We start from the raw sequence: 17,606 nt of genomic DNA, 5'->3' as shown, positions 1-17,606 counted from the left end.
TTCCTGCGGGGTGCCACAGTCCGTATACCAGGCGCGGCAGAGGGGAAACGGTCCCGCAGGGCCGTTAGGCTGCCGCCCTGCCATCGCCGACGTCGACGGAAGCGAGTCGAGCCTTGAACTTCCTCACCATCGGTCACCGCGGAATCATGGGTGTCGAACCCGAGAACACCCTGCGTTCCTTCGTCGCCGCCGAGCAGGCCGGCCTCGACGTCGTCGAACTGGACCTGCATCTGAGCAAGGACGGCGCGCTCGTCGTCATGCACGACGCGGACGTGGACCGCACCACGGACGGCACCGGCGCGATCGCCGACAAGACGCTCGAGGAGCTGCGCGCGCTGGACGCGGGCCGCGGGGAGCGGATTCCGGTCTTCGAGGAGGTGCTGGACGCGGTCTCGGTGCCGTTGCAGGCCGAGATCAAGGACGCGGCGGCGGCACGGACACTGGCCGAGGTGATGCGCCGGCGCGACCTGGTGGACCGGGTGGAGGTGATCTCGTTCCACGACGAGGCCATCGTCGAGATCGCCCGGCTCGTACCCGGGGTGCGGACCGCCCTGGTCGCGGAGCACTACGGGCCCGAGGTGGTGGACCGGGCCGTCGCGGCCGGTGCCGGGGCCCTGTGTCTGGACATCAACCGGATCACGCTGGAGATCGTGGAGCGCGCCCGCAAGGCGGGGCTGCGGGTCTTCTCCTGGACGGTGAACACCCAGGACCATCTGCGGCTGGTGCGCGCCCTGGGACTGGACGGCGCGACGACCGACTACCCGGAGATCAAACGCACCGGCCGCTTCACGGCGTGAACGTCACGGTGTGAGTCTCAGGTCAGCGGCTTGACCAGCAGCTCGAAGCGCAGGTCGTCCCGCTGCGGGATGCCGAAGCGCTCGTCGCCGTACGGGAAGGGGGTCGTCTCTCCCGTACGGCGGTAGCCGCGGCGCTCGTACCAGGCGATGAGGTCCTCGCGCACCGAGATCACGGTCATGTGCATCTCCGTCACGCCCCACACCTCGCGGGCCTGCCGTTCGGCCTCCGCGATGACCTTCTTGCCGAGCCCTTCGCCCTGGAGCGCCGGGCTGACGGCGAACATCCCGAAGTAGGCGTGCCGGCCGCGGTGCTCGAGCTGGCAGCAGGCCACGATCACGCCGTCCCGCTCGACCGTCAGCAGGCGGCTGTCCGGCGACTTGACGACCTCCAGCACACCCTCCGGGTCGGTGCGCTGTCCCTGGAGGATGTCCGCCTCGGTGGTCCACCCGGCCCGGCTGGACTCGCCCCGGTACGCGGACTCTATGAGCGCGACGAGCGCGTCCACGTCGGCGTCGGTGGCGTCGCGGTAGATCAGTCGGCTGGCGGCGGTGTCCATGGGGGGCGTCTCTCCGGTTCGTCTCGGGCGCGGCGCGGGCACCGATGAGCGTAACGCTCCCGTTAGGCTCCGGACGCATGGTGCATGTACTCAGCAGCCGGATCCTGCTCCGCCCCACCGACCCCGACCGGTCCCGCGCCTTCTACGGCGAGCAGCTCGGCCTCGCCGTCCACCGCGAGTTCGGCACCGGGCCCGAGCGGGGCACCGTGTACTTCCTGGGCGGCGGTTTCCTGGAGGTCTCCGGCCGTGCCGAGGCTCCCCCGTCCCCCGCGCTCGCGCTGTGGCTCCAGGTCGAGGACGCCGCGGCGGCGGAGGCGGAGCTGCGGGCGAAGGGCGTCGGGATCGTCCGGCCGCCGGTCAAGGAGCCCTGGGGGCTGGTGGAGATGTGGATCGCGGACCCGGACGGCACGCGGATCGTGCTGGTGGAGGTGCCGGCGGACCATCCGCTGCGCTACCGGCCCGGGATCTGAACCACCGGGGCGGTGGGTGCCGGATGGCCGCGGTCCCCGCCCGGCCTTAGCGTGCTGGAGGGGGAGGAACGGTCTGCGCCCCGGCGGAAGGACCCCGACGCGATGAAGCTCCACGAACCGGTGACCGGCGGGCCCTGCTGGGCCGAGCTGGGGACCAGTGATCTGGAAGCGGCCAAGCGGTTCTACACGAAGCTGTTCGGCTGGCGCCCCGAGACGGACCCCCGGCAGCAGGCGGGCGGTTACACGATCGCCCGTCTCGACGGCGCCGCCGTCGCCGCGCTGACGCCCTTGTACCAGCAGGCGCAGCCCGTCGCGTGGAACGTCTCGTTCGCCGTGGCCGACGCGGACGCCGCCGTGCGGTGGGTGACCGCGGCGGGCGGGACGGTCCCGCAGGGCCCGGTGGACGTGTTCGACGCGGGCCGTTTCGCGGTGGCCGTGGATCCGGCCGGCGCGGTGTTCCAGCTGTGGCAGGCCGGGACCTTCCGCGGCGCCGGGCTGTTCAACGCACCCGGCTCGCTGGGCTGGGTCGAGCTGCTGACCCGGGAGCCCGGCCGGGCGGCGGACTTCTACACCACGGTGTTCGGCTGGAGCGTCACCGCCTCCGCGCGCTATCCCCAGTGGGCGATCGACGGCGCGGACTTCGGCGGGATGGTGACGATGGACGAGAAGTTCCCGCACGAGGTGCCGGCGCACTGGCTGCCGTACTTCGCCGTGGCGGACGTGGACACCGCCGCGGTCGACACGACCGACAGCGACGGCACCGTCCTCATGGAGCCCACCTCCCTGCCCGACGGGCCGCGCATCGCGGTGCTGCGGGACCCGCAGGGCGCGATGTTCGGCGTGTACCGGGCGGGCGACGGGTACTGAGCCGGTCACGGCACCGCCGGAAGGCGTCAGATCCGCAGCGCGTCCAGGCGGCCCTCCAGCCGTCCCAGCAGCGCCCCGAGCAGCGCGGCCAGCTCGTCCAGTTCGGCCCCGTCCACGCCGGACAGGACGGCCGACTCGTAGGCGAGCTGGTCGGGCAGGATGCCGTCGACCAGGTCGCGTCCGGCGTCGGTGAGGCGGACGTGGGCGACCCGGCGGTCGCGGGTGTCGCCGCGCCGCTCCACCAGAGCGCGCTCGGTGAGCTGCTTGAGCCGCTTGGTGACGGCGGCGCCGGAGGAGAAGGTCTCGCGGGCCAGCTCGCCGGGGGTCAGTTCGTGCCCGGTGCGGCGCAGCGCGCCGAGCAGGTCGAACTCGGCGCGGCTGAGACCGGCCCGGCGCAGCGGGGCGTCCTCGGCCTGCTGGAGGAGGGCGGCGCAGCGGTTGATGCGGCCGATGATCTCCATCGGACCGGTGTCGAGGTCGGGGTGGACGGCCCGCCACTGCCGGACGACGGCGGCGACGGTGTCCCCGCCCGGTCCCCCCGGTCCGCCGGTCGCGCTGCCCCCGGTCGCCGAGCCCCCGTCGGTTGCGGTCATGGCCGTACGTCCTCCGTTCTCGTGCCCGTGTCCCGGTCCGCGCGCACTGCCTGGCGTCGCACCGTTGCGGCGAGCGTACGGTGTCCGGCCTGCTCGGCGAGCACGACCCTCTCCTGGGGCAGGGCGCGCTGCCACCATTCGCCGGCCGCGGCGTCGGTCGTGGTGCGCAGCTCGGTCAGGGCCGCGGCCAGACCACGGCGGGCCGCCTCCAGCGCGGCGGGCGCGGGCGCGGGCTCCGCGAGGAGGCGGGCGGCGTGCTCCCGGGCCCGGTCGGCGGCGGTCACCGCCCGCTCGACGCGGTCGCCGGCGCGCCGGTTGGTGACGACGACGGCGGCGAGGAAGCCCACCAGGGCGCCGACGAGGGTGTCCACCACCCGTTCGGTGATCAGGTCGCCGGGCTCCTGGTAGCCGGCGAACTCGGTGATGAGCAGGGCCATCGGCGTCACGCACACGCTGCCGAGCCAGTAGTTGCGGGTGATGAGGGCCTCGGCGCCGAAGTTGAGGGCGAGGCAGAACAGGACGAGGAGGATCTGCCCCAGGTGGGCGAGCGGAGCGAGGGCGGCGAACAGCAGCACCCCGGCGATGTTGCCGACGACGCGCTGGACGGCCCGGCTCCAGGTCAGGGCCATGTTGGCCTGGTAGAGCGCGGCGGCGGTGACGAGCGCCCAGTACGGGCGGCCGATGCCGAGTGCCAAAGAGGCGTAACCGGCCAGTGCGCAGCCGAGGGCGGTACGCAGGGCGATGGGGGCGAGCGGGCCGAGCCGCTGCCACAGGGGTGCGGGACGGGCGGCGAGTTCGGCGTCCACGCCCAGCAGTTCCTCGGTGGCCGAGGCGTCGCCGAGGCCGGCGATGCGGGGTATGCGCCCGGTACCGCGCAGGGCGAGTGCCCAGCCGCGCAGCCGCTCGGGGTCCGTGTCGGCGGGGGCGGCGAGCGCGACCTCGGCGCGGACGACGAGGCGTTCCAGGGCGTGCCGGGTGGTGGCGCGGGTGCCGGTGGCGGGCACGGACAGCAGGGTCTGCCAGGCGGCCTGGACGGCGGCGTACCCGGCCGCCCGGGCCGGGGCGTGGCCGTCACCGGTGCCGCGGGTGTCGGCGTACGCGGCAGCGGCGTTCAGGGCCTGCGCGGTGGCGCGGCGTTCGGGTCCGTGCGGGCGGACCAGGGCGGGGGCCATGCCGACGAGCCAGGCCCACATGCCGGCCGCGGCGCCCAGTGACAGGTGGCCGGGGATCTGGCCGAGGGTCTGCGGGACGAAGAGGGAGGCGGAGCTGATGAAGGTGAGGACCACATTGCCCGGCGGGCCGACGCGGGTGGCGTCGCACAGCGCCTTCTGCACGGCGGCCAGGAGGGCGCCGACGGTGACGAGGACGACGGCGTTGCGGGTGAGCGAGGCGGTGACCAGGGCGACGGCGACGCCGCCGAGCATGCCGAGCACCACCCACGCCAGGGTGCGGGCCCGGGCGGCGTACGGGCGGTTGTGGGCGTAGAGCGCGCACAGGGACCCGGCCATCGTGTACATCGCCAGGTCGAGCCGGCCGAGCGCCAGCAGGATCAGGTTGGGCGGGGCGATGGCGGCGACCGAGCTGAGGGCGGGTTTGAACCAGATCTCGGAGGGACGGCGCAGCCGCAGCACGCCGGTCAGGGACAAGCGGCGGCCGAGCGAGGTGCCGGGGGTGGGGGTCGCACTGCTCATGAGATTGAGTTTAGCAGGTATTTTACTCGTGAAAGATGCTCGCTAGGGCGCGCGCGCCCGTCTCCGACCTGCTCCGACCCGCCGTGCTCCACCGAATGCCCCCCGTGCACTCCCTTGCGCTCGCGTGCGCACCGCATCGCCCGGGCAGGCCTTGACCGACCGTCGTGCGTCGAGTGGGGAGGTGCGTGTGCACGGACCGGCATCGTCCGGCTGGCTGCTGGTCGCGCTGTGCGCGGCGACCGGGGCCTACTGCCTGCTGCGGATGCGCAGCGACGTCGAGGAGCAGCGCCGCGCGGCGGGCGGCGAGGCCCTCATGGGATTCGGCATGGCCGCCATGGCCGTGCCCGCGGCGGTGTTCACCCCGCCGGTGTGGGCGTGGCCCGCCTACGCGGTGGTGTTCGGCGGCGCCGGGTTGCGCGCCCTGTGGGCGGCCCGCTCGTCCCGGCATCATCTGCACCATCTCGTCGGGGCCGCGGCCATGGTCTACATGGCGGTGGTGATGGCGGGCTCCCCCGCGGGCGCGCAGGGGCACGGCCACGGGCACGGCGGTTCCGGGATCCCGCTGCTGACCGGGGCGCTGCTGCTCTACTTCACCGGGTACGTGCTGCTGACCGGCGTGCGCCTGATACCCGTCGCGGCCGTGGCGGGCGGCGGCCCGGCGGCCGGGTGGGGCGACCGGCCGGAGCTGGCACGGGCCTGCCGGCTCTCGATGGGGATCGCGATGCTGGGGATGCTGCTGACGATGTGACGTCGGACCGGCGGTCCGGCCCGTCCCGGCGTGCCGCGCGCCCTTCTGCCGCCGCCCGGCACTCCCCCGCAACCGCCCGTCACGGCCGCCGCGTTGCACCTGGACCACGTCGGCCGACGGGCTCCCCCCGGTCCATGTTGTTCGGTGCGTTCCGCAGCGAGACGCACCGGCTGCTCCCAACTCGTCGAGGGCCCCGGCGCGTTCACGCCTCCGACCGACCGTGCACGGCGGCATGCGTACCGGGGGCCGCCGTTGCGGGGCCGTCCCCTCTGTTCGTCCCCGACACCCCTGGGGCACGGATCACTTGCGGGGAGAGTGGCCCCCCGCCCCTCGGGTCGGCGAGTATCGCAGCATGCACTCGCCGCCCGTCGACTCCCCGCCCCGTCCGCCGCAGCCCCGCACCGTCGTCCGCACGGCCTGGGCCCTGGCCCTGTGCTCCCTGGTGCTGCTCGCCCTGGTCGTCGCCGAGTGGCGCCCGTTGACCGGTCTGGACGACGACATCTCGCGGACCACGCACCGCTGGGCGGTCGACGAGACGGGCGTCACGCACACCATGCGCATCCTCACCGACTGGGTGTGGGACCCATGGACGATGCGCCTGTTGTGCGCAGTGGTGGTGGTGTGGCTGTGGTGGCGGCGCGAGGACCGGCGGACGGCCGTGTGGCTGGCGGCGGCCTGTCTGCTGGGCAGCCTGCTGCAACAGCTCCTCAAGGCCGCGGTGGACCGTCCCCGCCCCGTCTGGCCCGACCCCGTGGACTCCGCGCACTACGCGGCCTTTCCGTCGGGGCACGCTATGACCGCCACCTTCGTGTGCGGCCTCCTGGTGTGGCTGCTCCACCGGTACGGCGCCCCCCGCGGTCCGCGCCTGACCGCAATGGCAGCGGCGGTGATCTCCGTGGCCGGCGTCGGCGTGACCCGGGTGTGGCTGGGCGTCCACTGGCCGACGGACGTCGTCGCCGGCTGGCTCCTGGGCGCGCTGGTGGTGGCCCTCGCGGTGCTCGCCCACGGGCGGTGGGTGCGATGAGCACCATGTCGGCACGTTCGCGCCGCACGTCCCCGTAGGATCCGCCCATGGCTGCCGTCCTGTTCGACTTCTCCGGGACCCTCTTCCGTATCGAGTCCACCGACGCCTGGCTGCGTGCGGTGCTGGACGACCGGGGAGTGGCGCTGTCCGGCCCGGAGTCGGCGGAGGCCGCCCGGGCGCTCCAGGCGGCCGGCGCGCTACCGGGCGGTGCGCCTCCGCTGCGGGTGCCCGCGGACCTCGCCGGCGTGTGGGAGGTCCGGGACGAGAGCGCCGAGCTGCACCGGGCCGCGTACACCGGGCTGTCCCGCCAGGTGCCGCTGCCCGACCCCGGACTGCACGACGCGCTGTACGACCGGCACATGATGCCGTGCGCGTGGAGTCCCTATCCCGACGCCGTCGAGGTGCTGAGCGCGCTGCGCGCGCGGGGGATCGCCGTGGGGGTGGTCAGCAACATCGGCTGGGACCTGCGCCCGGTCTTCCGCGAGCACGGCCTCGACCCGTACGTCGACACGTACGTCCTGTCGTACGAGCACGGCATCCGCAAACCCGATCCCCGGCTGTTCGCAACGGCCTGCGAGGCACTCGGCGTCGAGCCGGGGCGGACGCTGATGGTCGGCGACGACCGGCGGGCGGACGGAGGCGCGGCGGCCCTCGGGTGCGGCGTGCACTTCGTGGACCATCTGCCGGTGGCCGAGCGGCCGGACGCGCTGCGGGCGGTACTGGACCTGGTGCGCTGATCCGCCCGGGGTCTCATCCGCGCTCCCGCAGGTACGCGTCCAGCTCGGCGGCCCCGGTCAGCATCGCCCGCCCGCGGGCGGACAGCCGGGCGTGCCAGTCGCCCAGCGCGCCCTCCAGCGGTTCCAGACCGCCTGCCGCCCGCACCTGGGCGATCAGCGGGGCGATCTGCTCCAGCAGGCAGCCGCCCCGCCGGAGCTGGTGGGCCAGCCGGGCGTCGCGGACGTCGGCCTCGTCGTAGACGCGGTATCCGGTGTGCGGGTCGCGGCGCGGGCGTACCAGCCCGGCGCGCTCCCACTTGCGCAGCGTCGCGGGCCGGATTCCGAGCCCGGCCGCCAGCGGCCCGATGAACACGGCGCCGGGCTCGGGCGCAGGGGTGGGCTCCAGGTCGCGCAGGGCGCTCTCCACGGCCTGGAGGGTCCGCCGGTCGTCGAGGAGCTGGGCATGGCTCTCGTCGACGAGGCGGTACGCCTCGTCGTCCGCGCCCCGGTTCACGGCCCGCATGATCGACGTCGCCGTCCGGTGGCCGTGGCCGGGCACCAGGGCCAGGAACGCGCGCAGGGCCCCCGCGTGCAGCGAGGTATAGGTGCGGTAGCCGTGGGGCGTGCGTCCGGCGGCCGGAAGGATGCCGGCCTCCTCGTAGTTCCGGATCGCCTGAGTGGACAGACCGTGCCCCCGCGCGAGATCGACCGGCCTGAGCCGTTCCCCGGTTTTAAGGTTTCGCCCCATGAGACCGACGATATCGCGCGCAAGTCTCCACCGAAGGTTCAACGATACGGTTGAATCCATGGCTACTGACATCAAGGACACCGTCCATGCCGTCGAGGCCGCCGCCCTCATGAGGCTGCTCCCGGCCCGGCCGCGGCTGCTCGCCCTGGGCGAGCCCACCCACGGTGAGGACGCGCTGCTCGACCTGCGCAACGAGCTCGTCCGGCAACTGGTCGAGGAGGAGGGCTACCGGACGATCGCGATCGAGAGCGACTGCATGGCGGGTCTGGCCGTGGACGACTACGTCGCCTCGGGCACCGGCTCCCTCGACGACGTCATGGAGCACGGGATCAGCCACGGCTGGGGCGCGTCCGCGGCCAACCGTGAGCTCGTGCGCTGGATGCGCGCCCACAACGAGCGCCGGCCCGCGTCCGAGCGGCTCCGCTTCGCCGGTTTCGACGGCCCCCTGGAGATCACGGCCGCCGCGAGCCCGCGGCAGGCCCTCACCGCACTCCACGGCTACCTCGCGGCCCGGGTGGACGCCGGCCTGCTCCCCTGCACCGGGGAGACCCTCGACCGCCTGCTCGGCGCCGACGAGCCGTGGACCAGTCCCGCCGCGATGACGGACCCGGCCCGGTCCGTGGGGCGGTCGGCCGAGGCCGCCCGGCTGCGGCTGCTGGCCGACGACCTGGTGGCGCTGCTCGACACGCAGGCGCCGCAGCTGGGCCGGGCGGACTCACGGGACGACTGGGACCGGGCGTGCCTCTACGCCCGCACGGCGACCGGCCTGCTGCGCTACCACCACTGGATGGCCGACACCTCACCGGCCCGCATGACCCGGCTGCTGGCCGTGCGGGCCCAGATGATGGCCCACAACCTCCTCGCCCTCGCCGAACGGGGCCCGGTACTCGTCCACGCCCACAACTCCCATCTCCAGCGGGAGAAGAGCACGATGCGGCTGTGGGAGGGGCCGGCCCAGTGGTGGAGCGCCGGTGCGCTGGTGAGCGCCCGGCTCGGTGCCGAATACGCCTTCGTGGCCACGGCCCTCGGCACGATCCGGCACCGGGGAGTGGACACGCCGCCGTCGGACACCGTCGAAGGACTGCTGTACGCGCTCCCGGAGGACCGCTGCGTCGTGGACGCCCCGCGGCTGGCCGGCGCCCTCGGCGACACCCCGCCCGAGCCCCGCGTGTCGCCCTGGTTCGGCTACGCCCCGCTCGACCCGGCCCACCTGGCGGGCAGCGACGGCATCGTGTTCGTCAAGGACGTCCCGCAGAGCTGAGGCGGCGCTGAAGCGCCGGTCAGGCGGACCCCGAGGTCCGTAGCCCGAAGCAACCATCGGCGCGTCGCCCGTCCCGGGCGATCCCCCGTGTCGCCCGGGACAGACGGTAGCCGGACGGACCCCACCGGGGGCCGGTCCGCCTGCGCTGAGTATAGTTGGCTGTCAGCCAGTCAACGCAGGAGTACAGCATGTCCCCGCGCAGCGCCTCGGTCAATGAAGAGTTGCGGAGGCGTTCGCAGGAGCGGCTCCTGCAGGCCGCGGTGGAGCTGGTCGGTGAGCACGGGTACGACGCGACCACGCTCGGCGACATCGCCGACCGGGCGGGGTCGGCACGCGGTCTGGTCTCGTACTACTTCCCCGGCAAGCGCCAGTTGGTGCAGTCCGCGGTGCACCGGCTGATGCACCGCACGCTGGAGGAGGCCCTGGAGCGCGAGCCGCGCACCGACGAGGGCCCGGAGCGGATGGCCCGGGCCATCGACGCGATCCTGGGCCTGGCCCGGGACCGGCCGGTGCTCATGCGCCAGCACATGGCCGGCCTGCTCCAGGCAGAGGTGGGCTTCGTGCCCTGCCCCGAGCAGCGGCGGCTGGCCGAACTGCTGCGGGACACCGTGGCCCGGCACGGCTCCCGGGACGTCGACAACGACTACCCGATGCTGCGGGCGCTGCTGATGGGCGCCGTCTTCGCGGCTCTGGTGCCCGGGGTGCCGATGCCCGTGCCGGTGCTGCGCGCCGAACTGTTCAAGCGCTACCGGCTGGACTGGGAACTGGGTGTCCCGCCGGACACGGAGGCGCCCGGCGGGACGTGCGACACGGATCTGTCGCGGTTCTTCGCGACCGGCGCGGCACCCGGGTGCCCGCCGCCGGCCGGTCCGGCGGAACAGACGGATCAGTCGAAGTAGTCCGGCTGCGTCTGCACGTTGAGCTCACGCAGGTGGACCCGCTTGGCCGGGTCGGTGCGCCGGTCGCTGAGCTTCAGGACGTCGAAGCCCTTGGCGATGTCGTTCGAGTAGATGTAGCCGTTGTAGTAGTACGCCGACCAGGAACCGCCCGTGACGAGCGATTCGGTGCTCAGCGGGCCCCGCTCGAAGTAGGCGATCTCCTTCGGGCGCGAGGAGTCGGTGAAGTCCCACACGGAGATGCCGCCCTGGTACCAGGCCTGGACCATGAGGTCCTTGCCCTTCACCGGGATGAGCGAGCCGTTGTGGGCCACGCAGTTCTCGGTGTCCGCCTGGTGGCGGGGAATCTTGTAGTAGCTGCGGAAGACCAGCTTGCGGTGGTCACCCTTGCCGACGATGTCGTAGATGCCGTCGGCGCCGCGGTTCGGGCCGATCTCCGCGTTGCAGGTGGGCGCGCCGCCGCCGCCCAGCTCGTCGGTGAAGACGACCTTGTTCGCCCGCTGGTTGAAGGTCGCCGAGTGCCAGAACGCGAAGTTGACGTTGTCCTGGACCCGGTCGATGACCTTCGGGTGCTCGGGGTCCTCGATGGAGAACAGGATGCCGTCGCCCATGCAGGCGCCCGCGGCCAGGTCCTGCGAGGGCAGGACCGTCAGGTCGTGGCAGCCGGTGGTCTTGGAGACGCCCGGGTTGGTGGGTCCGCCCGGGTTGCCGCCGCCGTCGGGGCCCTCACCCGGGAACAGCACCGGGAAGTTCACGACCGCCGCCCGCTCGGGGGCGTTGCGCGGCACCTTGATGACCGAGATGCCGTCGTGCGGCGGCCGGCAGTCGGGGTAGGCGGCGTTGGGAGAGTACGAGGAGACGTAGACGTAGACGTTCCTGCGCTCGGGCACCAGCGTGTGGGTGTGCGACCCGCAGGCGGTCTCGACGGCGGCGACGTACTGCGGGTTGCGCTTGTCGCTGATGTCGAAGACCTTCATGCCCTCCCACGAGGACTTCTCCGTCGCGGGCTGGGTGGTGCTGTTGCAACTGCTGTCGCTGCGCGAGGAGTCGGTCGACAGGAACAGCAGATCGCCGGAGACCGAGATGTCGTTCTGCGAGCCCGGGCAGAGGACCTGGGCGACGGTCTTCGGCTTCTTCGGGTTGGTGATGTCGAAGATGCGGAAGCCGTCGTAGTTGCCGGCGAAGGCGTACTTGCCCTGGAAGGCCAGGTCGGAGTTGGTGCCGGGCAGCGCGTCCTTCGGAATGTTGGCCAGGTGCTGGATGTTGTCCGAGTGGACGATCTCGTCCTGGCCGGGTATCTCGCCGCTCGCGATGGCGTCGCGCGCCTCGGCGCGGGCGCTCGAGGAGACCTCCTTCGACGTGGCCGGACCGTCCCCCGGGTCGGGGGTCGCCGCGGCCGGGACGGCCGTGAGCAGCGCGGCCATGAGTCCGGCGGCCGCTGCCGCAACTCCCAGTCGTCTGTGCCGTGTTCGCGGGTCGCTCAACAGGGTCACTGTTTCCTCCCTACGTCCGTTCCCGTTGGAACGGTTCACGCATCCCCGCAGTATCGTCTTCGCCATGCACATACCAACAGGGGGCAACAAACACGTAATGAAGTTTCCTGATCGGTGGGGCGCGGAAGCGTGCTAGGACGGTCATCGCACTCACGACGTGCCCCTGCCGCAGAGGGGGCATCCCCGACCCCAGGAGGTTGCCGTGCCCTTCCGTCCCGCGTCGATCCGCGCGTCGCTCGTCACGGCGTCGCTGACCGCACTGGCCGTCCTCGGGCTCGGGGCCTGCGACTCCGGCGCTGACGGCAAGTCGGCGGCGGCGAACGGGCCTTCGGTGATCGTTCCGGGCGGGCCCGGCGAGGCCAACCGGACGGTCTCGGCCGAGGAGGCGGAGCGGCAGCGCACCGACGACGACTCCCCCAACTCGGCGGACGTCGCCTACGCGCGGATGATGATCCAGCACCACGCCCAGGCGCTGGAGATGACCGAACTCGCGCCGGACCACGCGGAGTCGAAGCAGGTGAAGAAGCTCGCCGAACGGATCTCCGCCGCACAGGGCCCGGAGATCACGGCGATGAAGGGCTGGCTGACGTCCCACGGCCGGCCGGAGACGGGCGGCGGGCACGACCACGCCACGATGCCGGGAATGGCGACCGAGGCACAGCTCGGGACGTTGCGCGCGGCGGACGGCAAGGCCTTCGACCAGCTCTTCCTGACGCTGATGATCACCCATCACGAGGGTGCGATCAGCATGGCCACGGACGTGAAGGCGCAGGGCAACAACCTGCAGATCGAGGAGATGGCCGACGACGTGGTCGCCCAGCAGACGAGCGAGATCTCGCGGATGCGCGGGATGCTCTGACGGGTCTTCGGCAGCGTCTCGGCGGGCGGCTCAGCGCCGTGCGCGGCGAGGGGCCAGGAGGCCGTCGTCGCGCGCCTGGCCGATCAGCCTGAGCGATCTGCGCCGGCCGTACCCGGTCGCGCGCATCACCGCGAGGACCGGGTCGGCGCCCTCCTCCCGGGCCGTCCGGTACTCCTGTGCGGCGAGCCGGCGCTCCTCACTGCCGTGCGGACCGGCGGGACGGGCCCGCCGCGAGGCCGCGGCACGCTCCGCCGAGGGCCGCACACAGGCCTCGAAAAGCGGGTTCTCCAGCCACTCGGCGAGCACGGACAGGTCGTCGAGGGACAGGGCCGGCTCGGCCCGCACGTCCTCGACCCGGACGCCGTCGCCGCAGAGGACGGCGAGCGCGTCGATGCGCGCGCCGTCGGGGAACGTCCACCGGACGTCGAACCACGACGCGGTCGTGTCCCCCTCCCGCACCGCCCATGTGTGCCGTACGGACACCTCACTGTCGTCCGGGCAGCGATCGGAAAGCTGAAAAGAACGATCAACAAAGGATGCTTCGAGCACGTCCGCAACGTAACCGCACGATCAGATTCCATACGAACGACACACTCGCCCGCCCCCTCGCGGGGCACCCCGTCAGCGCATCCGCGTGCGGTCAGCCGGTGCCGAGGCGGGCGGCCTGACGGTCGGCCGCGGCCAGCAGGGCGTCGAGGAGCCCCGGGAAGAGGGTGTCCAGGTCGTCCCTGCGCAGCCCGTTCATCTTGGCCGTGCCCCGGTAGATCTGCCGGATCACCCCGCTCTCGCGCAGCACCCGGAAGTGGTGGGTGGTGGTCGACTTGGTGACGGGCAGGTCGAAGTACGAACAGGAGAAGAGTTCGTCGCTGCCGGCGGCGAGTTCCCGCACGATCCGCAGCCGCATCGGATCGGACAGGGCGTGCAGCACGCCCTCCAGCCGGATCTCCGCGCGCGCCGGATGCGGCAGATCACGGCTGCTGACGGCGGTGGCGGGGGTCACGGCGGCTCCAGTTCGTCCGGGAGGTCCCACCGCTCGGGAGCGATGCGGGAGGGGGGTTCCCCATTGTACGAGGACTGCCGTAGTTTGACATCCGCCGTACTACGAGGGTTACCGTACGAGGCGTTCCCCGCCCCGCGACAGATGGAGCAGCCCCCATGAGCGCCCTCTTCCAGCCCCTGAAGCTGCGCGACGTCACCATTCCCCACCGGGTGTGGATGCCTCCGATGTGCCAGTACTCGGCCGAGCCGGTGGGTCCGTCGGCGGGCGTTCCCGGCGACTGGCACTTCGCGCACTACGGCGCACGCGCGACGGGCGGCACCGCCCTGATCGTCGTCGAGGCCACCGCCGTGTCGCCGGAGGGACGCATCTCCCCGCAGGACCTCGGGCTGTGGAACGACACCCAGGTCGAGGCGTTCCGCCGGATCACGGGCTTCCTCCGCGCGCACGGCACGGTCCCCGCCGTCCAGCTGGCGCACGCCGGCCGCAAGGCGTCGACCGACCGGCCTTGGAAGGGCGGGGCCCCGGTGGGACCGGACGCGCACGGCTGGCAGCCGCTGGCGCCCAGCGCGGAGGCCTTCGACGAGCGGCACCCGGTTCCGACCGAGCTGACGGCCCGGCAGATCCAGGAGATCGTGGGCCAGTTCGCGGACGCCGCCCGCCGCGCCCTCGCGGCCGGGTTCGAGATCGTCGAGATCCACGGCGCCCACGGATACCTGATCCACGAGTTCCTCTCCCCGCACTCCAACCACCGCACCGACGGCTACGGCGGCTCCTACGAGAACCGCACCCGGTTCGCCCTCGAGGTCGTCGACGCCGTCCGCGAGGTATGGCCCGAGGACAAGCCGCTGTTCTTCCGTGTCTCCGCGACCGACTGGCTGGACGAGGGGGGCTGGACGCCGGACGAGACCGTCCGCTTCGCCCGTGACCTCCAGGCCCACGGCATCGACCTCCTCGACGTGTCGACCGGCGGCAACGTCGCCGGCGTGCGCATCCCGACCGGGCCCGGCTACCAGGTTCCGTTCGCCGCGCGCGTGAAGGCCCAGACGTCGCTGCCGGTCGCCGCCGTCGGTCTGATCACCGACGTCGAGCAGGCGGAGAAGATCCTGGCCAACGGTGAGGCCGACGCGGTGCTGCTGGGCCGCGAACTGCTGCGCGACCCGTCGTGGGCGCAGCGGGCGGCGCGGGAACTGGACGGCGAGGCCCGGGTGCCGGACCAGTACGGCTGGGCGGTGTGAGCCGGTCGCGCAGCATCTGAGGGCACGGCGGCCTTCCCGGTACTACGAGTGACCCGGCGATCCGGCCGGCCGGGTCCGGGCGTCGTCCGTCCGGACCCGGCCGGCCTGCTCCCGCTGGTAGTCCGTGTACGCGTCGCGCAGGGCCGCGCCCGGCCAGTCGGACGGGAGGAGCTCCGGGGGCAGGACCGGATCGGCGAGCAGGTGGCGCACGACGGCCGCGAAGGCGGTGAGCCGGTCCGCCGGCCGCCGCGCCCCGTCGACGCGGGCGAGCAGCCACCGGGCCGTCGCGGACCAGGCGCCCAGCGGCCACAGGTCCGCGGCCAGCTCGCCGGCCGCCCGCTCGGGTCGGGCGGTGCAGCGCTCGCCCACCGCGTCGAGGTCGCCGGGCAGCGGGCGGCTCAGGTTGGCGGGGCGCAGCCACACGCCCTCGCGGAGTTCGGCGAGGCGCAGACCGGCCAGCCGGGTGCGCAGTTCGGCCCGTTTGGCGGGGCCGCGCCCGGTCGCGGTGATCACGACCATCTCCCAGTCGCCGTCCCACGCACGCGTGTGCGGACGTACGGCCTCGTCCTGGCGGCGCTGCCGTTCCAGCAGCCGCTCGCTGAGGCGGTAACCGGTGTCCGTGCGCCGCAGGTCGCCGGCGTTCACCATCCGGCTGAGCGCCGCCCGCACGGTGGACCCGCCGACGTCGAAACGCTCCACGAGCCGCACCAGGTCCCTCGCCGGCAGTTCGGCCGGGTGGGTACCGAGCAGCAGGCTCAGCACGACGGACCGCGCGGACAGCGGGCGCAGCGCGGGCCCGCCCGGGGGCGCTGGGTCGTTCATCCGCAGGGACACGGCACGTACTGTACGTGCGCGTTCCGTGTTGCACTATTGCTGCGGTTGTAGGAATAGTGCAACACTCGCCGTATGACGACACGCGCGCAGGAGCGGTACGGGTACGAGGGAACCGCGGACCGGCCCGAGGGGTACGCCACGCACGACGTCACCAACCAGCCCCCTCCCACGGCCCCGTACGACGCGTCCGAGGACGCGGCCCTGCTGGAGGGGCTGCGGCGGGAGGACGCGGGGTGGGCCGAGGAGGGGCTGCGGCGGCTCGGCCTGCGGGCCGGCAGCGCCCAGGCGCAGGAGTGGGGCGAGCTGGCCAACCGCCACGAGCCCGTGCTGCGCACCCACGACCGGTACGGGAACCGGATCGACGAGGTCGAGTACCACCCGAGCTGGCACCACCTGATGCGCGTGGCGGTCGGCGAGGGTCTGGCCGCCTCGCCCTGGGCGGACGACCGGCCGGGCGCCCATGTCGCGCGGACCGCGGGCGGCCTCGTCTGGGGGCACACCGAGGCGGGGCACGGCTGTCCGACGTCGATGACGTACGCGGCCGTCCCGGCGCTGCGCCGGCAGCCGGAACTCGCGAAGGTCTACGAGCCGCTGCTGACCAGCCGGGAGTACGAGCCGGGACTGCGCACGCCCACGGAGAAGCGGGGGCTGCTGGCCGGCATGGGGATGACCGAGAAGCAGGGCGGTTCGGACGTCCGGACCAACACCACCGCGGCCGCCCCGACCGCCGAACCCGGCGTCTACACACTGCGCGGGCACAAGTGGTTCACGTCGGCGCCGATGTGCGACGTGTTCCTGGTGCTGGCCCAGGCGCCCGGCGGGCTCTCCTGCTTCCTGGTGCCGCGGGTCCTGCCCGACGGCACCCGCAACACCTTCCGCATCCAGCGGCTGAAGGACAAGCTCGGCAACCGGTCCAACGCCTCCTCGGAGCCGGAGTTCGACGGGACGGTCGCCTGGCTGGTGGGGCCCGAGGGGCAGGGCGTCAAGACGATCATCGAGATGGTCAACTGCACCCGGCTCGACTGTGTGATGGCGTCGGCGACGCTGATGCGCAAGACGCTCGTCGAGGCCGGTCACCACGTACGGCACCGCAGCGCGTTCGGCGCCCGGCTGATCGACCAGCCGCTGATGCGCAACGTCCTGGCCGACCTGGCGCTGGAGTCGGAGGCGGCGACGACGCTCACCCTGCGGCTGGCCGGCGCCGCCGACCGGGCGGTGCGCGGGGACGCCGGGGAGGCCGCCTTCCGGCGGATCGCCACCGCCGTCGGCAAGTACTGGGTGACCAAGCGGGGCCCGGCGTTCACCGCGGAGGCCCTGGAGTGCCTGGGCGGCAACGGCTACGTGGAGGAGTCGGGCATGCCCCGGCACTACCGGGAGGCGCCGCTGCTGTCGATCTGGGAGGGCTCGGGGAACGTGAACGCCCTCGACGTCCTGCGGGCGCTCGGCCGTTCGCCGGAGACCGCGCACGCCCTCTTCGGGGAACTGGCCCTCGCGCGCGGGGCGGACGCCCGGCTGGACGCGGCCGTGGCCCGGCTGGAGACGGGGCTGACCACGGCGACCGAGACCGGTGCCCGCCGCCTGGTGGAGCTGATGACCCTCACCCTCCAGGCGTCCCTCCTGGTGCGGCACGCCCCGCCCGCCGTCGCCGACGCCTTCTGCGCGAGCCGGCTGGGCGGCGACTGGGGACATGCCTTCGGCACGCTGCCGGAGGGGGCCGACCTCGGCGGCATCCTGGGGCGGGCACTGCCGGGCGAGGGGTGAGCGACGGGCTCCCGGAGGCCTCGCCGGACCCGACACCACCGCTGTGACCTGCGGCG

General features: G+C 73.3%; 19 protein-coding genes. 11 read left to right on the top strand and 8 right to left on the bottom strand.

What is annotated here, in order from left to right:
* Positions 1 to 113: 113 nt before the first annotated feature.
* A complete protein-coding gene (locus tag IEZ05_RS19055; RefSeq protein WP_189231341.1) occupies positions 114 to 797 on the top strand; it encodes a glycerophosphodiester phosphodiesterase in 684 nt (227 codons plus the stop codon).
* A 17-nt stretch (positions 798 to 814) separates the two neighbouring features.
* Here IEZ05_RS19055 and IEZ05_RS19050 read toward each other — a convergent pair whose 3' ends face one another.
* Entirely contained in the window at positions 815 to 1,354 is a 540-nt protein-coding gene (locus tag IEZ05_RS19050; protein ID WP_189231340.1) for a GNAT family N-acetyltransferase, read from the bottom strand.
* A gap of 77 nt (positions 1,355 to 1,431) precedes the next feature.
* Here IEZ05_RS19050 and IEZ05_RS19045 point away from each other — a divergent pair, with 77 nt between their 5' ends.
* Together IEZ05_RS19045 and IEZ05_RS19040 are read left to right on the top strand one after the other, a co-directional pair.
* Complete coding sequence (locus IEZ05_RS19045; RefSeq protein WP_189231339.1) at positions 1,432 to 1,824, top strand: VOC family protein; 393 nt, start codon at positions 1,432 to 1,434, stop codon at positions 1,822 to 1,824.
* A 102-nt stretch (positions 1,825 to 1,926) separates the two neighbouring features.
* Positions 1,927 to 2,691 (top strand): VOC family protein, encoded by a 765-nt coding sequence (locus tag IEZ05_RS19040; protein WP_189231338.1) that lies wholly within the window; start codon positions 1,927 to 1,929, stop codon positions 2,689 to 2,691.
* 26 nt (positions 2,692 to 2,717) lie between these two features.
* Here the strand turns inward: IEZ05_RS19040 and IEZ05_RS19035 are convergent, their stop codons facing one another.
* Positions 2,718 to 3,284, bottom strand: a complete 567-nt coding sequence (locus tag IEZ05_RS19035; RefSeq protein WP_189231337.1) for a MarR family winged helix-turn-helix transcriptional regulator — start codon at positions 3,282 to 3,284, stop codon at positions 2,718 to 2,720.
* Positions 3,281 to 4,975, bottom strand: a complete 1,695-nt coding sequence (locus IEZ05_RS19030; RefSeq protein WP_189231336.1) for an FUSC family protein — start codon at positions 4,973 to 4,975, stop codon at positions 3,281 to 3,283. The genes IEZ05_RS19035 and IEZ05_RS19030 overlap by 4 nt, the downstream gene beginning before the upstream one ends.
* Positions 4,976 to 5,162: 187 nt before the next feature.
* Here IEZ05_RS19030 and IEZ05_RS19025 point away from each other — a divergent pair, with 187 nt between their 5' ends.
* From IEZ05_RS19025 to IEZ05_RS19015, 3 genes are all read left to right on the top strand, one after another.
* Complete coding sequence (locus IEZ05_RS19025) at positions 5,163 to 5,723, top strand: DUF5134 domain-containing protein (RefSeq protein WP_189231335.1); 561 nt, start codon at positions 5,163 to 5,165, stop codon at positions 5,721 to 5,723.
* 352 nt (positions 5,724 to 6,075) lie between these two features.
* Positions 6,076 to 6,747, top strand: coding sequence for a phosphatase PAP2 family protein (locus IEZ05_RS19020; RefSeq protein WP_189231334.1), 672 nt, complete (start codon positions 6,076 to 6,078; stop codon positions 6,745 to 6,747).
* Between the two features lie 47 nt (positions 6,748 to 6,794).
* Complete coding sequence (locus IEZ05_RS19015; RefSeq protein ID WP_189231333.1) at positions 6,795 to 7,484, top strand: HAD family hydrolase; 690 nt, start codon at positions 6,795 to 6,797, stop codon at positions 7,482 to 7,484.
* A gap of 13 nt (positions 7,485 to 7,497) precedes the next feature.
* On the opposite strand, the gene IEZ05_RS19010 is transcribed toward IEZ05_RS19015, so the two are convergent.
* Positions 7,498 to 8,211 (bottom strand): TioE family transcriptional regulator, encoded by a 714-nt coding sequence (locus tag IEZ05_RS19010; protein WP_189231332.1) that lies wholly within the window; start codon positions 8,209 to 8,211, stop codon positions 7,498 to 7,500.
* A 58-nt stretch (positions 8,212 to 8,269) separates the two neighbouring features.
* On the opposite strand from IEZ05_RS19010, the gene IEZ05_RS19005 reads away from it, so the two are divergent.
* A complete protein-coding gene (locus IEZ05_RS19005) occupies positions 8,270 to 9,472 on the top strand; it encodes an erythromycin esterase family protein (RefSeq protein ID WP_189231331.1) in 1,203 nt (400 codons plus the stop codon).
* Positions 9,473 to 9,660: 188 nt separating this feature from the next.
* The gene (locus tag IEZ05_RS19000; protein ID WP_189231330.1) at positions 9,661 to 10,371 is read left to right on the top strand and encodes a TetR/AcrR family transcriptional regulator; all 711 of its coding nucleotides are present in this window, start codon (positions 9,661 to 9,663) and stop codon (positions 10,369 to 10,371) included.
* On the opposite strand, the gene IEZ05_RS18995 is transcribed toward IEZ05_RS19000, so the two are convergent.
* Positions 10,359 to 11,861, bottom strand: a complete 1,503-nt coding sequence (locus IEZ05_RS18995; RefSeq protein WP_189231329.1) for an LVIVD repeat-containing protein — start codon at positions 11,859 to 11,861, stop codon at positions 10,359 to 10,361. The genes IEZ05_RS19000 and IEZ05_RS18995 overlap by 13 nt on opposite strands.
* Before the next feature lie 202 nt (positions 11,862 to 12,063).
* Between IEZ05_RS18995 and IEZ05_RS18990 the strand changes: the two genes are divergently transcribed.
* Positions 12,064 to 12,720, top strand: coding sequence for a DUF305 domain-containing protein (locus tag IEZ05_RS18990; protein WP_189231328.1), 657 nt, complete (start codon positions 12,064 to 12,066; stop codon positions 12,718 to 12,720).
* A 30-nt stretch (positions 12,721 to 12,750) separates the two neighbouring features.
* Here the strand turns inward: IEZ05_RS18990 and IEZ05_RS18985 are convergent, their stop codons facing one another.
* Complete coding sequence (locus IEZ05_RS18985; RefSeq protein ID WP_189231327.1) at positions 12,751 to 13,203, bottom strand: DUF6214 family protein; 453 nt, start codon at positions 13,201 to 13,203, stop codon at positions 12,751 to 12,753.
* 157 nt (positions 13,204 to 13,360) lie between these two features.
* Positions 13,361 to 13,720, bottom strand: a complete 360-nt coding sequence (locus IEZ05_RS18980; protein WP_189231326.1) for an ArsR/SmtB family transcription factor — start codon at positions 13,718 to 13,720, stop codon at positions 13,361 to 13,363.
* 155 nt (positions 13,721 to 13,875) lie between these two features.
* Here IEZ05_RS18980 and IEZ05_RS18975 point away from each other — a divergent pair, with 155 nt between their 5' ends.
* Positions 13,876 to 14,955, top strand: a complete 1,080-nt coding sequence (locus IEZ05_RS18975; RefSeq protein ID WP_189231325.1) for an NADH:flavin oxidoreductase/NADH oxidase — start codon at positions 13,876 to 13,878, stop codon at positions 14,953 to 14,955.
* Between the two features lie 42 nt (positions 14,956 to 14,997).
* Here the strand turns inward: IEZ05_RS18975 and IEZ05_RS18970 are convergent, their stop codons facing one another.
* The gene (locus tag IEZ05_RS18970; RefSeq protein ID WP_189231452.1) at positions 14,998 to 15,777 is read right to left on the bottom strand and encodes a PaaX family transcriptional regulator C-terminal domain-containing protein; all 780 of its coding nucleotides are present in this window, start codon (positions 15,775 to 15,777) and stop codon (positions 14,998 to 15,000) included.
* 84 nt (positions 15,778 to 15,861) lie between these two features.
* Here IEZ05_RS18970 and IEZ05_RS18965 point away from each other — a divergent pair, with 84 nt between their 5' ends.
* Positions 15,862 to 17,550 (top strand): DNA alkylation response protein, encoded by a 1,689-nt coding sequence (locus IEZ05_RS18965; RefSeq protein ID WP_189231324.1) that lies wholly within the window; start codon positions 15,862 to 15,864, stop codon positions 17,548 to 17,550.
* The last annotated feature ends 56 nt before the right edge of the window (positions 17,551 to 17,606 follow it).

The sequence above is a fragment of the Streptomyces flaveolus genome, from assembly GCF_014648815.1.
Taxonomy (GTDB): domain Bacteria; phylum Actinomycetota; class Actinomycetes; order Streptomycetales; family Streptomycetaceae; genus Streptomyces; species Streptomyces flaveolus.
The sequence above is the reverse complement of the archived record's forward strand: the minus strand, read 5'-3'. Positions and strand labels throughout refer to the sequence as shown.